15 protein-coding genes and 1 riboswitch are annotated in these 13,248 nt (G+C 70.2%); of the genes, 8 read left to right on the top strand and 7 right to left on the bottom strand.

Features of this window, described 5'->3' with window-relative positions; genetic code table 11:
- Positions 1-16: 16 nt before the first annotated feature.
- Together ACTVZP_RS18950 and ACTVZP_RS18945 are read right to left on the bottom strand one after the other, a co-directional pair.
- Complete coding sequence (locus ACTVZP_RS18950; protein WP_443213734.1) at positions 17-940, bottom strand: MBL fold metallo-hydrolase; 924 nt, start codon at positions 938-940, stop codon at positions 17-19.
- A gap of 281 nt (positions 941-1,221) precedes the next feature.
- On the bottom strand, positions 1,222-1,632 hold the full coding sequence (locus ACTVZP_RS18945; RefSeq protein WP_443213733.1) for a metallopeptidase family protein: 411 nt from the start codon (positions 1,630-1,632) through the stop codon (positions 1,222-1,224).
- A gap of 440 nt (positions 1,633-2,072) precedes the next feature.
- Here ACTVZP_RS18945 and gltX point away from each other — a divergent pair, with 440 nt between their 5' ends.
- On the top strand, positions 2,073-3,398 hold the full coding sequence (gene gltX, locus ACTVZP_RS18940) for a glutamate--tRNA ligase (RefSeq protein ID WP_443213732.1): 1,326 nt from the start codon (positions 2,073-2,075) through the stop codon (positions 3,396-3,398).
- On the opposite strand, the gene ACTVZP_RS18935 is transcribed toward gltX, so the two are convergent.
- Together ACTVZP_RS18935 and ACTVZP_RS18930 are read right to left on the bottom strand one after the other, a co-directional pair.
- Complete coding sequence (locus ACTVZP_RS18935) at positions 3,399-3,779, bottom strand: AAA+ family ATPase (RefSeq protein WP_443213731.1); 381 nt, start codon at positions 3,777-3,779, stop codon at positions 3,399-3,401.
- 79 nt (positions 3,780-3,858) lie between these two features.
- On the bottom strand, positions 3,859-5,304 hold the full coding sequence (locus tag ACTVZP_RS18930; protein ID WP_443213730.1) for a cobyric acid synthase: 1,446 nt from the start codon (positions 5,302-5,304) through the stop codon (positions 3,859-3,861).
- A gap of 144 nt (positions 5,305-5,448) precedes the next feature.
- Here ACTVZP_RS18930 and ACTVZP_RS18925 point away from each other — a divergent pair, with 144 nt between their 5' ends.
- The 7 genes from ACTVZP_RS18925 to pqqE all read left to right on the top strand — a co-directional run bounded on the left by ACTVZP_RS18925 (position 5,449) and on the right by pqqE (position 10,457).
- Positions 5,449-5,868: a YciI family protein gene (locus ACTVZP_RS18925; protein WP_443213729.1), complete on the top strand. Its 420-nt coding sequence runs from the start codon at positions 5,449-5,451 to the stop codon at positions 5,866-5,868.
- Between the two features lie 96 nt (positions 5,869-5,964).
- A complete protein-coding gene (locus ACTVZP_RS18920; protein WP_443213728.1) occupies positions 5,965-6,975 on the top strand; it encodes a LysR family transcriptional regulator in 1,011 nt (336 codons plus the stop codon).
- A 281-nt stretch (positions 6,976-7,256) separates the two neighbouring features.
- Positions 7,257-7,337, top strand: a complete 81-nt coding sequence (gene pqqA / locus ACTVZP_RS18915) for a pyrroloquinoline quinone precursor peptide PqqA (protein ID WP_002720979.1) — start codon at positions 7,257-7,259, stop codon at positions 7,335-7,337.
- Between the two features lie 18 nt (positions 7,338-7,355).
- Positions 7,356-8,258 (top strand): pyrroloquinoline quinone biosynthesis protein PqqB, encoded by a 903-nt coding sequence (gene pqqB / locus ACTVZP_RS18910; RefSeq protein WP_443213727.1) that lies wholly within the window; start codon positions 7,356-7,358, stop codon positions 8,256-8,258.
- Complete coding sequence (pqqC, locus tag ACTVZP_RS18905; RefSeq protein ID WP_443213726.1) at positions 8,255-9,022, top strand: pyrroloquinoline-quinone synthase PqqC; 768 nt, start codon at positions 8,255-8,257, stop codon at positions 9,020-9,022. The genes pqqB and pqqC overlap by 4 nt, the downstream gene beginning before the upstream one ends.
- Complete coding sequence (gene pqqD / locus ACTVZP_RS18900) at positions 9,019-9,315, top strand: pyrroloquinoline quinone biosynthesis peptide chaperone PqqD (protein WP_443213725.1); 297 nt, start codon at positions 9,019-9,021, stop codon at positions 9,313-9,315. The genes pqqC and pqqD overlap by 4 nt, the downstream gene beginning before the upstream one ends.
- On the top strand, positions 9,315-10,457 hold the full coding sequence (gene pqqE / locus ACTVZP_RS18895; RefSeq protein ID WP_443213724.1) for a pyrroloquinoline quinone biosynthesis protein PqqE: 1,143 nt from the start codon (positions 9,315-9,317) through the stop codon (positions 10,455-10,457). The genes pqqD and pqqE overlap by 1 nt, the downstream gene beginning before the upstream one ends.
- A gap of 106 nt (positions 10,458-10,563) precedes the next feature.
- Here pqqE and cobD read toward each other — a convergent pair whose 3' ends face one another.
- The 3 genes from cobD to ACTVZP_RS18880 are packed head-to-tail and all read right to left on the bottom strand — an operon-like array spanning position 10,564 to position 12,792.
- The gene (gene cobD / locus ACTVZP_RS18890; protein WP_443213723.1) at positions 10,564-11,538 is read right to left on the bottom strand and encodes a threonine-phosphate decarboxylase CobD; all 975 of its coding nucleotides are present in this window, start codon (positions 11,536-11,538) and stop codon (positions 10,564-10,566) included.
- 10 nt (positions 11,539-11,548) lie between these two features.
- Positions 11,549-12,379: a propanediol utilization protein gene (locus tag ACTVZP_RS18885; protein WP_443213722.1), complete on the bottom strand. Its 831-nt coding sequence runs from the start codon at positions 12,377-12,379 to the stop codon at positions 11,549-11,551.
- Positions 12,376-12,792 carry a hypothetical protein gene (locus tag ACTVZP_RS18880; RefSeq protein WP_443213721.1) on the bottom strand — a complete coding sequence of 139 codons (417 nt, stop codon included), beginning with the start codon at positions 12,790-12,792 and terminating at the stop codon, positions 12,376-12,378. Before ACTVZP_RS18880 ends, ACTVZP_RS18885 begins: the two co-directional genes overlap by 4 nt.
- Positions 12,793-12,878: 86 nt before the next feature.
- Positions 12,879-13,084, bottom strand: a riboswitch (cobalamin riboswitch).
- Positions 13,085-13,248: the final 164 nt, after the last annotated feature.

Below are 13,248 nucleotides of genomic sequence, written 5' to 3'. Positions count from 1 at the left end.
CCGGCCCGCGATCCCGTCAGCCGTTCAGCATCAGCTGGTAGCTCTCGGGCACGAAGCGGAATCCGTCCTCCGTGGCCTCGACGAAACCGACGGCGGGGAAGGGCATGTGATATCCGATGAAGGGGATGCGCTCCTCCGCGATCCGGCCGAAGAGCTCGCGCCGCGTGGCCGCGGCCGCGGCCTTGTCCATGTCGAACTTCACCTCCCAGTCCGGATGGCCCAGCGAGAAGGCATAGTGGTTCGCCGCATCCGCCGTCAGCATCAGCGCCTCCCCCTCGCTTTCGAGCCGGAAGGCCAAGTGGCCGGGGGTGTGCCCGAAGGCCTCGACCGCCACGATGCCGGGTGCCACCTCGTCGCCGCCCGAGATGAAGGTCATCTTGTCCAGCAGGGGGCGCACCTTGCTCTCGTAGCCTTCGTTCTGCTGCGCGGACCAGTGATCGTTCTCGACCTGTCCGGTGACGTAGCGGGCGTTGGCGAAGGTCGGCGTCTCGCCGTCCATCAGGCCGCCGATGTGGTCTCCGTGCATGTGGGTGATCACGACGAGATCCACCTCGTCGGCGGTGTGGCCCGCGGCTTCGAGCGCGGAGGTGATGCCTTCGGCCGCAAGGCCGGTGTCGAAGAGGACGAGCTCGGATCCGGTATTGACGAGCGTGGGTGTGAAGAAGCCCTGCGCCCGGTCCGTCGGCAGGAAGGCCGCCCGTGCCGCGGCCTCGAACTCCTCCTGCGACACGTTGAGCGCGAAGATGTCCTTGGGGTTCTCCTGCACCCTGGTCCCGGCCAGCAGCGGCGCGACCTCGAAGGCGCCGAGGCCGTAGCGCCGGAAGGACGGGGTCGTGGGGCCTCGCATGTCGGCTGCCGCGAAACCGGCGCCGGGCGCAAAGGCGGGAACGAGGGGCAGGGTGGCCCCGGCCAGAAGGGCGTGTCGGCGCGTCATGGTCATCGGCATCCTCCGGGTCAGGTTGGGTCGACCCTCATGGTAGCCGCCGGCCGGCGGCTTGCACCGCCGCTGACGCAAAGGTGATCGGCAGGGCGGTCAACCGCTCATTTTGCAGAACGCGAGGAAAACACCTGGCTACCGTCCGGACCCGCCCGGCACCCGGACTGCCTCCGCTCCCTGGCCGGCCCGAGCCCGTCCACGACAGATGCCGGAGCGGCGGCTCGCCGTCCGGTTCCGCTTTCGGCGCGGCGGCTCTCGCCGGAGACGGTGGCAGAGGTTCGCGTCTACTCCCACCAGGGGTCGATCGAGGCGATATCCTCGTCGGACCAGCCGAAGTGGTGGGCGAGCTCGTGGATCATCACATGGGTCACGAGCTCGCGCAGCGTGACGTCGCCGCGCTCGACCCATTCGTCGAGGATCGGGCGGCGGAAGAGCCAGATCGTGTCGGGCTGCATCGGCTGGTCCATCACGGACTTCTCGGTCAGCGGCACGCCCTCGTAGAGGCCGGTCAGGTCGTAGGGATCGTCGATCTCCATCTCGTCGAGGATCTCGTCCGGCGGAAGATCGGCGACCCGCAGCAACACCGCGGCCGCGGCGGAGCGATATCCGTCAGGCAGGCCATCGACCGCCTCGCGCGCGAGACGCTCCAGAAGGTCGAGGTCGGGGGCCGTGGACTGCGCCGGATCCTGAGTCATGCGCGGAGCATAATCAGCCGTCCTCGCCGCGAAAAGCCCCGCCACCGACGGCCGGCCAAGGCGATCCGACTGGATTGCTCCGGTCCGCGCGGGAAGCGGGCTGCCGCCCGAGGCGCCCCCTTGTTCATCCGCTGGGGGATCTCCGTCCCGCCGAGGCGTGGCTGCAACGTCTGGGAGAGCTCTCGGTTGGCCTCGGCATGCCTCCGTCCGCGCAGGCGTGGCTGCATCGATCAATCCTGCGCCGTTCAGCTTCGGCAGTGCCTCCGTCCCGCGCGGCGCGGCGGCATCGCCCGGATAAGGTCTGGCCGCGGCGGCCGAACCTCCGACCTGCGCAGGCGTGGCTGCATGGGGTGCCTGTGCCGGCTGTCACGCAGCCGGGGCGGCTGAACTGGACAATCGCCGCGCCTTGTGAAACAGGAGCGGGATCAGGAGAGCCGCCGATGACCACCGTTACCCGTTTCGCCCCGTCGCCCACCGGCTACATCCACGTGGGCAATCTCCGCACCGCGCTGATGAACTGGGCCATAGCCCGCAAGTCCGGCGGCACCTTCATCCTGCGTCTGGACGACACCGACCGCGAGCGGTCGAAGCAGGAATATTCCGACGGGATCATGCAGGATCTCGAGTGGCTGGGCCTGACCTGGGACCGGCTCGAGCGGCAGTCGGACCGGCTGGGCCGCTACGAGGAAGCCGCCGACGAGCTGCGCCGCGCGGGCCGCTTCTACGAATGCTTCGAGAGCCCGACCGAACTCGACCTCAAGCGCAAGAAGCTGCTCAACATGGGCAAGCCACCGGTCTACGACCGCGCGGCGCTGAAGCTGTCGGACGAGGACCGCGCCCGGCTGCGCGACGAGCGCGGCGGCTACTGGCGCTTCCTGCTCGATCAGGAGCGGATCGAATGGGCCGACGGCATCCTGGGTCCGATCTCGATCGACGCGGCCTCGGTTTCGGATCCGGTGCTGATCCGGGCCGACGGGCAGGTGCTCTACACCTTCGCCTCCTCGGTCGATGACATCGACATGGGCGTGACCTTCATCGTCCGCGGCGGCGATCATGTGACGAACACGGCCACGCAGATCCAGATCATGCAGGCGCTTGGCGGCACGCCGCCCTCCTTCGCGCACCATTCGCTGCTGACGGGCGCGCAGGGCGAGGCGCTCTCGAAGCGGCTGGGCACGCTCAGCCTGCGCGACTTGCGCGCGCGCGGGGTGGAGCCGATGGCGCTTCTGTCGCTGATGGCGCGTCTGGGCTCGTCGCAGCCGGTCGAGCTGTTCCGCACGCATGAGGAACTGCTCGCGGGCTTCGACGTGGGCACGTTCGGGGCGGCGCCGACCAAGTTCGACGCCGAGGATCTGTTCCCGCTGACCCGTCACTACGTGCAGGGACTGCCGTTCGAGGCGGTCCGGGCGCGCATTGCGGCACTAGGCGTGCCGGATGCCATGGCGGAGCCCTTCTGGCGCGTGGCCAGAGAGAACATCTCGGTGCTGGACGATCTCGGCGGCTGGTGGACGCTGGTCTCGGAAGGGGCCGAGCCGCAGGTCGAGCCCGAGGATGCCGACTTCATCCGTCAGGCGATGGCTCTTCTGCCCGAGCCGCCCTATGGGCCCGAAAGCTGGGCGCAGTGGACCTCCGCGGTGAAGGAGGCGACGGGCCGGAAGGGCAAGGGCCTCTTCATGCCGCTCAGGAAGGCCGTGACCGGGCAGGCGCACGGGCCGGACATGTCCGAACTCATGCCGCTCCTGCAGAAGGTGCGCGCGAAGGGCTGATCAGAGGTCGATGCCGGGCGCGTCCGAGGGCGCGCCGGGCTCGGCCTCGGGCGTGTCCTCCGGCAGCGGAGGCGCATCGGCCTTGCGGCGGATCAGGATGTCGCCGTTCGGCAGCCGCTCGGGCATCTCGTAGTTGCTCAGATCGTCCACCTTGGCGAGCAAGTCTTTCAGCGCGGGCTGCAGTTCGCCCATCGCCTCGCCCATGTCCCGCATCGCCGGCTCCATCTCGTCCATCAGGCCGCGGAAGAGCAGCTTTGCGCCCTCGTTCAGAAGGCTGAAGCCCTCCTCCACGTCGCCGTCCGTGTCGGGAGCGGGCGCTTCCTGCGCCTGAACCGGTGCTGCGAGAAGGCAGAGGGCGAAGATGGCTGCGATCTGTTTCATGCGCAGAATATAGGATGCCCCGGGCCGTTCACCTAGAGCCTCCGCTGCCGCGCCCGCGTCGCAGCCTCGGAGTTGCCTGTCAGCGGGCGAGAGACAGCAGCCCCGGGACGTCGAGATGCGCCTCGAGATGCTCGGCGAGCGCATCGAGGACCTCCTCGACCCGGGCGTCATAGGCGAGGTCGGAGGTCTTGGCGCCGAGGCTCGCGAGAAAGGCCCGGCGGAACCGGTCCGAGCCGAACATGCCGTGCAGGTAGCTGCCCGTCACCCGCCCATCGGTCGAAGTGGCGCCCTCGGGCCTGCCGTCCACCTCGGCGAAGGGCCGGGCGCAGTCCGGGCCTTCGGTCGCGCCGATGTGGATCTCGTAACCCGAGAGAGGCTCTCCGCTCGGTCTGTGCCGCGCCTCGACGCGGGTCAGGTGCTTGTCGGGATGCATGACCGTCGCGACATCGAGCAGTCCGAGCCCCTCCGTGATGCCCGGCTCGCCCTCCAGGCCCTGCGGGTCGGCCACGCTGCGTCCAAGCATCTGGTAGCCGCCGCAGATGCCGAGCACCCGTCCGCCCCGGCGATGGTGCGCCAGCAGGTCCACGTCCCAACCCTGCGCGCGCAGGAAGGCGAGGTCTCCGCGCGTCGACTTGGTCCCCGGAAGGATCACCAGGTCGGCCTCGGCCGGGATCGGCTGTCCCGGACGCACCATGAGCACGGTCAGCCCCGGCTCCTGCTTCAGCGGGTCGAGGTCGTCGAAGTTGGCGACGCGCGAGAAGGCGAGCCAGGCAACGGTCAGCCCGCCCCGCTCGACCGGGCGGCCGAGGTCGAGCGCGTCCTCGGCCGGCAGCAGCGCGGCCCGGGGGAAGAACGGCACGACGCCGAAGCCGCGCCAGCCGGTGCGGGCCTCGATCAGACGGTAGCCGTCGTCGAAGAGCCTCACGTCGCCGCGGAACTTGTTGACGAGGAAGCCTGCGATCATGGCGGCATCCTCGGGCTCGATCACGGCCTGCGTGCCCACGATCTGCGCGATCACCCCGCCGCGGTCGATGTCGCCTGCGAGCACGACCGGCACGTCCGCCGCTCGGGCGAAGCCCATGTTGGCGATGTCGCCCTGGCGCAGGTTCACCTCGGCCGGGCTGCCCGCGCCCTCGACGATCACGAGGTCATGCGCCGCCTTCAGCCTTCTGAAGCTCTCGAGCACGGGCGCCATCAGCGCGGGCTTTCGCTCGAACCAGTCGCGGGCGCGCAGCGTGCCGACGCGGCGGCCCTGCACGATCACCTGCGAACCCTGATCGCTCTCGGGCTTCAGCAGCACCGGGTTCATGTCGGTCAACGGCTCGAGCCCGGCGGCGCGCGCCTGCAGGGCCTGCGCCCGCCCGATCTCGCCGCCGTCGGCGGTGACGGCCGCGTTGTTCGACATGTTCTGCGGCTTGAAGGGCGCAACCGAGAGGCCTCGGCGCCGCGCCGCGCGGCAGAGGCCTGCCACGATCAGCGACTTGCCCACGTCCGAACCCGTTCCCTGGATCATCACGGCGGGCATGGTCGTCTCCTTCGGGCATCGTCTGGCTTGCCGCTTCTCGCCCGTCGGCCACGATTTGCCAAGATCGCACGCGACGCAAAAAAGTTTTGTCGCGGGCGTATCTTTGCGCCGATGCTGGTCCGGCCATTCAGGGGAGGAAGTTCCATGCGCGTCATCGTGATGGTGAAGGCAACCGGCGACAGCGAGGCGGGCGTCATGCCGGAGCCCGGAATGTTCGAGGCGATGCACCGGTTCAACGAGGAACTGGTCGCCGCGGGCCTCATGAAGTCGGGAGACGGGTTGAGGCCGTCGTCGCACGGCGCGCGCGTGCGCTTCGACGGCGCATCCCGCAGCGTGACGATGGGACCCTTCGGCCCGCCGGAGGAACTGGTGGCCGGGTTCTGGCTCTGGGAGGTTCGCGATCTGGATGAGGCGATCGACTGGGTAAAGCGCTGCCCCAACCCGATGCCCGGTCCGTCCGACATCGAGATCCGGCCGCTCTACGAGATGGAGGATTTCGGCGACGCGCTGCCCCCCGAGGTTGCCGAGCAGGAAGAGGAGATGCGCCGCCGTCTCGGGGGCTGACCGCAGCGAGACCCGTTCGCCGCCTCCTCCCTTCGTCGGGGCAGACGGCGCAACCGCCTGCTGCCACTCTGCCTGATACGGCAGGGAGGACCGGACATGCAGAAGGCGGTGCGGGAGGCGAGGCCCGCTTCTTCCGATCTCAGGCTCGGAGTGCAGACGGGGCCGGAACTGACTTTCCGCAAGCTGAAGGCCTTCTGGGCCGTCGCGCAGTCGCAGTCCCTGACAGGGGCGGCGAAGCTTCTCGGCATCACGCAGCCCTCGCTGTCGCAGCAGATCATCGGGCTCGAGCAGAGCCTCGGGTTCCCCCTGTTCGTGCGCCGGTCGAACCGGATGATCCTGACCGAGGCCGGCGTGCTGATGCTGCGCAAGGCCGAGCCCGTGCTGCGCGGGATGCAGGATCTGGAGGATACGCTCGCCTCCTATGGCAGCGGCCAGCGCCATCCGCTGCGTCTGGCGGGGGTCGAATCGCTTCTGCGGACGATCCTGCCCGAGGCGCTCCGGCACATGGACCTCGACGGCACGACCGAATGCGACCTGCTTGAAGGCGCGCCCGCGGACGTGCTCGAGATGCTCTATTCCCGGCAGGCGGACATCGGTCTTCTGGCCGCGAATTCAATCTCGGAGGCAAGCACCGGCTTTCTCCAGATCCCCATCATGGCCGACCCGACCGTCCTCGCGGTCCCCGAGTCGCTGGACCTCGGCGGCGTGGAGCGGCTGGAGGATCTTGCCCTCGATCAGCAGGCGGTCCTGAACGCCTCGATACAGATCGCCTTCGGCACCCAGCACAGTCGGCGCATCGAAAGCTGGTTCGCCGAGATGCTGCCGCAGAACCGGATGACGGCGCGGGTGAGGAGCTTCGAGACGGCGCTCTCGATGGTGCGCGCGGGGCTCGGGGTCTGCATCGTGCCGGCGCTCTCGGTCGGCGCGGCGCCTGGGCTCCGGCTTTACCATGCGGGGCTCGAACCGCGTCGGATCGTGGCGTTGATCCAGCCGTCCCAGCACCGCGCCGGCCGTCATGCGGCAGTCGTGGCCGCCCTGCAGGCGGCCGGCGCCGCCGTCCGCCTGCCGGTCATCGACGCGCTGCCGCCCCTGCTGACACGTCCCTGACATACGGTCGCTGGACCTGCGACGCCGCAGGCTCGCCACGCGCAACATCGGTGCGTTCTACGGGCGTTACCGCGCACCGACACTTTGTGCCGGCGCATGCACGGCAGGACTTTCCTTTCCCCGCGCTGGCCGGAACGGGCCACCGACGCGGAAGCCAGTGGAGCACCTACTGCCCGGCAATAGGTTCTGCCTATCCTCTCCATAACTGGCGACCCTTTGTCGCAGCCCCAATACTCAGATCGGCCGCCCTGGAGCGGCGCCATCACGGAGGAGGAGATCCCATGGCCTGGAAGACCCCGCGTTACGACGAGACCCCGGTGGGGATGGAAATCAACATGTATTCCTGCGCCAAGCGCAAGTAACGAGTGGAGCCTGCTGCGATGCTCCGGATCATTGTCCTCGGCTCCGCAGCAGGCGGCGGCCTGCCGCAGTGGAACTGCAACTGCGCTGGATGCCAGGAGGCGCGGGCCCGGCCCGCGCTCCGAAACGGCCAATGCTCGCTCGCGGCAAGCGCCGATGGCGAGACATGGTTTCTCGTGAATGCCTCGCCCGACCTGCGCCAGCAGATCCTCGACACGCCGGCGCTGCATCCGCGACAGGGCCTGCGCCATTCACCCATCGCAGGCGTGATCCTGACCAATGCCGAGGTCGACGCGGTGGCGGGGCTGCTCACGATGCGCGAGGGCTGGCCCTTCGCCATCCATGCCCATCCTGACGTGCTCGCGGTGCTGGCGGCCAACCCGATCTTCGGCGTCCTGCGCCACGATATCGTGCCGCGCCGCCCCATGCTGCCCGAGACGCCCTTCGAGCCGGTGCTTACCGACGGACGCTCCTCCGGGCTTGCGGTGCGGAGCTTCGCCGTGCCCGGCAAGCCCGCCCTCTGGCGCGAGGAAGAGGGGGCGGCGGAAGGCGACAGCATCGGCCTCGAGCTGTCGGCCGGCGGCCGGCGCGCCTTCATCCTGCCCGGCTGCGCGGAGGTCACGCCCGCGCTGGCCGAGCGGCTTGCCGGGGCGGATCTCGTCTTCTTCGACGGCACGCTCTGGCAGGACGACGAGATGATCCGCGCGGGCCTCTCGCAGAAGACCGGGCGGCGCATGGGCCATATCTCGATGAGCGGGCCCGAGGGCGCGATGGCGGCGCTGGAGCCTCTGGGGATCGCCCGCAAGGTCTTCGTCCACATCAACAACTCGAACCCGGTGCTGATGCCGGGTTCGCCCGAAAGAGATGCCGCCGAGCGCGCCGGATGGTGCGTTCCCGCCCCCGGAATGGAGTTCGTCGCATGAGCCTCGACCTGAGCACCGCCCTGTCGCCCGCCCGGCCGCTGGAGAGCGCCGACGCCATGGAAGAGCGGCTGCGCGAGATCGGCGCGGCGCGCTACCACGACCGCCACCCGTTCCACCATATGCTGCACGGCGGCGAACTCACGAAGGGCCAGGTGCAGGCCTGGGCGCTGAACCGCTATTACTACCAGTGCACGATCCCGGTGAAGGATGCGGTGGTGATCTCGCGCTTCCGCGATCGTGCCACGCGGATCGAGTGGCGCCACCGGCTCGAAGATCACGACGGCGCCGAGGGGGCCGAGGGCGGGATCGACCGCTGGCTGATCCTGACGGACGGGCTTGGGCTCGACCGGGCCTATGTGGAATCGACCGATGGCATCCTGCCCGCCACCCGCTTCGCGGTCGAGGCCTACGTCCATTTCGTCCGCGACCGCAGCCCGCTCGAGGCCATCGCCTCCTGCCTGACGGAGCTTTTCGCGCCGAACATCCATGCCACCCGGATCTCGGGGATGCTGTCGTACTACGATTTCATCAATCCGACAGTCATGGCCTATTTCCAGCGCCGTCTGACGCAGGCGCCGCGCGACGCGGACTATGCGCTGCGCTATGTCCGCGAACATGCCCGCACGCCCGAGGAGCGCGCGGCGGTGTGCAATGCGCTGATCTTCAAGACACAGGTGCTCTGGACCCAGCTCGACGCGCTCCACCATGCCTATGTGCTGGGCCATGTCCCGCCCGGCGCCTTCGTGCCGGAGGAGATGCGGTGAGCCGCCTCGAGCTTTCGTCCGGCAGCGTGCCGCAGCTTGCCCGTCATGCCCGGCTGCGCTTTGACCAGAGCCGTCAGCAGTGGGTGCTTCTGGTGCCCGAGCGGGTGATGACGCCCGACGAGATCTGCGTCGAGATCCTGCAGGCTTGCGACGGGCAGGAGACGGTGGCGGGGCTGACCGCGCTTTTCGAGCGGAAATATGTGGCCGAGCCCGGCGTCATCGCGCACGAGGTGCTGGCGCTGCTGCAGGATTTGGCCGACCGCGGCTATCTGATCGATCGGGAGGCCGCCTGATGGACGATCGCGCCTTCGCCGCCCCCGAGCCCGCCGCCCGGACAGCGCCCGCGCTGCCGATGGCGGTGCTGGCCGAGCTTACACACCGCTGCCCGCTGCAATGTCCCTATTGCTCGAACCCGGTGGAGCTGGAGGCGGCGAGCCGCGAGCTCTCGACCGACGAATGGCAACGGGTGATCGGCGAGCTGGCGGCGCTCGGGGTCCTCCAGATCCATTTTTCGGGCGGCGAACCGCTGGTGCGGCGCGATCTGATGGAACTCGTGGCCCATGCCGACCGGGCGGGCCTCTATACCAACCTCATCACCTCGGCGGTGATGTTCACGCGCGCCAAGGTGGCCGAACTGGCCGAGGCGGGGCTTGCCCATGTGCAGGTGAGCCTGCAGGGCGCGAGCGCGCCGCTGGCCGAGCGCATCGGCGGATTCCGCGGCGGTCATGCGAAGAAGATCGAGGCCGCGGGTTGGGTGCGTGCCGAGGGGATGGCGCTCACGCTCAACGCCGTGATGCACCGCCAGAACCTCGAGGAGTTGCCCCGCATCATCGACATGGCGGTCGAGACGGGCGCGCAGCGGCTCGAGGTGGCGCATGTGCAATATTACGGTTGGGCGCTGAAGAACCGCGCGGCGCTGATGCCGACACTCGCGCAGCTCGACGAGGCGACGCGGATCGTCGAGGAGGCGCAGGCGCGGCTCGCGGGCGTGCTCGCCATCGACTATGTGATCCCGGACTATTACGCGGTGCGACCGAAGACCTGCATGGGCGGCTGGGGGCGGCAGTTCTTCAACATCTCGCCCTCGGGCAAGGTGCTGCCCTGCCACGCAGCCGAGACGATCACCGGGCTCCGGTTCGATTCGGTGCGCGAGGCGCCGCTGGCCGAGATCTGGCAGCGGTCCGAGGCGCTGAACCTCTACCGCGGCACCGGCTGGATGCAGGAACCCTGCCGGTCCTGCATCCACGCCGAGGAGGATTTCGGCGGCTGCCGCTGTCAGGCCTTCGCGCTGGCGGGCGACGCGGCCGCGACCGATCCGGCCTGCGCCAAGTCGCCGCTTCATGCGCAGCTTTTCTCGCTCGCGGGCGCCGAGGCCGAGGCCGGCTCAAACCGCTTCCTCTATCGCAACTTCTCGGGCGGCACGCCGGAGGGCTGAGCCTCGGTCACGGGCAGCCTGCCGGGCGGCGCGCGGACTGCTCATGCCCGGGGTCCGGTGAATGGGAAGAAGGGTCGCGGCGCGCTTTCGGTCGCTGAACGGCGGCCTACCGCGTCCTAGCCCTGAAGGCCGCGTCGAGACGCGCCCATTCCGTCTCGCCGCCCGGCAGGCCGAGGCGGATCAGCCGGTCCGACCAGGGGAAGATCCGGCTCCAGATCCGGGCGCGGGCGAGGTGGTCCTGCGCCGCACGGGCATCGGGGGTATCGTAGAGCCGGAAGAGATGCGCGCCTCCGGCCAGCCGCCAGCCCATGCGGGCGGTCAGCGAGTCGAGCCGCGGCCCCTCGGCTTCGAGTCGCGCGATCGTGGACTGCGCCCAGTCACGGTCGGCCAAGGCTACCTCTCCCGCGGCAATGGCCGGCCCCGAGACCGACCACGGCCCGGCCATCCGCGCCAGCGCCGCCACGTCGTCGGCACCGCCCAGCAAGAAGCCCAGACGCAGCCCCGCAAGACCGTAGAACTTGCCGAAGGAGCGCAGCACCAGAAGCCCCGGCACCCCGGCGTCGGGGGCGAGCGACAGATCGGGCAGCGGATCGGCGAAGCTCTCGTCCACCAGAAGCCGGCCCACGCGCGGCAGGAGTGCCCGAAGGCTCTCCGGTGCATGGCGCCGGCCGTCGGGGTTGTTCGGATTGACGAGCACGGCAAGGTCGGCGCCGGCGAGGTCGCCGAGGTCACCCACCTCCTCGACCTGCCAGCCCGCGGCCCGGAGGCTTGCCGCATGTTCATTGTAGGTCGGGCCGAGCACGCGGGCGACGCCCGGCGACGCGAGCCGCGGGACGAGCTGGATCGCGGCCTGCGCCCCGGCCACGGCAAGCATCGGAGCCTCGGTACGATAGGCGGCGCGGGCAGCGGCCATAAGGCGCGCCTCGGCTGCCGCATCGGGCAGGGCAGTCAGGGCGCGGCCGGGCAGGACGGGCATCGGATAGGGGACGCGGTTGATCCCGGTGGAGAGGTCGAGCCAGTCCTCGGTCGCGCCGCCGTAGAGCGCCGCCGCGCTGTCGAGATTTCCGCCGTGGTCGCGCATGTCCTCTCCCTCAGGCTCCGCCGATGCGGAAGCGGGTGATGCGCGAAAAGCCCGCCGCCCGCAATGCCTCGGCGGCCCCGCACGGGACGGCACCCGGGGGGAAGATCAGCGCGCGGGCGGAGCCCGTGTGGCCGATGGCCCAGCCGAGCGCGTCCAGCCGCTCGGCGAGCGCGGCTGTCGGATCCTCCGCCGGTCCGCGCAGTGCCAGGCAGCGCATCGCGGACAGGGTGGCGAGCCGGGCGAGGCCGGGCAGGTCGGCCGAGGGCCAGTCCTCCACCAGATCTGCGATGTCAGGGAAGGCGAGGTCGGCGGGATCGGTGCGCCGCGGCGAACCGAAGAAGCCGCCGATGACCTCCATCCGGGGCAGGGGCGGCAGGCAGGCGAGCACCCGCCCCTCCCGCGAGGCCCAGAGCAACCGCTCGGGCCGGTCGAACATCAGGGGATCGCTTGCACCCTCCGAGGCGAGGCAGGCGCGGAAGAGGGTGGTGGCCTCGCCCACGCCCGCCGCGCGCAGGATCGCCACGCGGGCGGCGGTCGAGGCCCCGGCGCCTCCACCGGGCGGCATGTCGAGCGCCAGCCGGAACCGGCCTTCCGCACGTAGGCCCGCAGCCGTCAGCAGCCGGCGCAGCGCCGGCAGCGAGAGCATCCGCGCGCCCGGCTGGTGCAGCGCGAGGCGGCCCGGCAGGCGCGCCGCCTCGGCGGTCAGGGCAGGGCAGGGCAGCGTCACCAGCGCGAGCGGCCCCGCCGGGCCGATCCGTCCCTGCAGGAACTCGCCCAGATGGCCCGCCACCCGCGCGCGATTTCCGGCCGCGCCCTGTGCCTGCACCTCGGTCAGGATCAATGCAAAGCCGCCTCGCGCTTCGGGCCGGACAATCCGACCGTCTGCCCGGCCGACGGTTCGGGTGCCGAGGCGATGACGATGGCCGCCGGCTCGACCGCGAGCCGGCCGGAGAAGGAGCCGCCGTCCTCCAGCATCTCGGCCAGCCGCACGAGGCCCGGCGACCAGTCCCCGGGTTCGAGGTCGCAGAAGAGCTGGAGACCGCCCGCCGTCAGCCGGAAGAGCGCTGTGCACGGCCGGATGCAGCCCGTGAGCCGCACGCAGCCCTGCATCTCGAACTCCGGCCCCATGAGCCCTTGGGTGCAGCGGGCCGAACTCGCCAGATGCTCGACCACCGAGAGCCCCTTCAGGCAGGGCCCCTTCCGGTGCCGGCACTGGGTGAGGCTGTAGGTCCGTCCGTTCTTCGTCACGATCATCGCGCCCTCCGCGCATATTGAAGGCGGGCAGGCGAAGGGGCGGCGCGTCGGGCGCACGCACCCTGCGCCCGGGACACCCCGCCCGGTGTTACAGGCCTGTGACGGCAGGTCTCCTGACTTGCGGGTCTCGGCTTGCCCCGCCCTTCCCGGCCTGTCCTGGGCCAGTGGGCATGATGGGACGCGCTCGCCGCCTACAGTTGCGGGGGCAGTCGCGGCTTTGGATCCTTCGGCCCGCACCGCATTCCCTCTTCGCCCGGAGCTTCCCCCGGGAACCGTCGCCCGCACCATCGGTCTTTCGCCGGCCGGGCGCAAGGCTCGCCGGGTCGCAGGCCACATCTCGGGAGACAGGCGGAAACGGGACTGGTGGCCATCACTTGACGCCGCATCCGAGCCATGTCCGGCTCTCCGCTCTCCGCTCTCCGCTCTCCGCTCTCCGCTCTCCGCTCTCCGCTCTCC

The sequence above is a fragment of the Rhodobacter sp. NSM genome, from assembly GCF_052244495.1.
Classification (GTDB): domain Bacteria; phylum Pseudomonadota; class Alphaproteobacteria; order Rhodobacterales; family Rhodobacteraceae; genus Cereibacter_A.
This window is presented reverse-complemented; position numbering and strand designations above follow the sequence as displayed.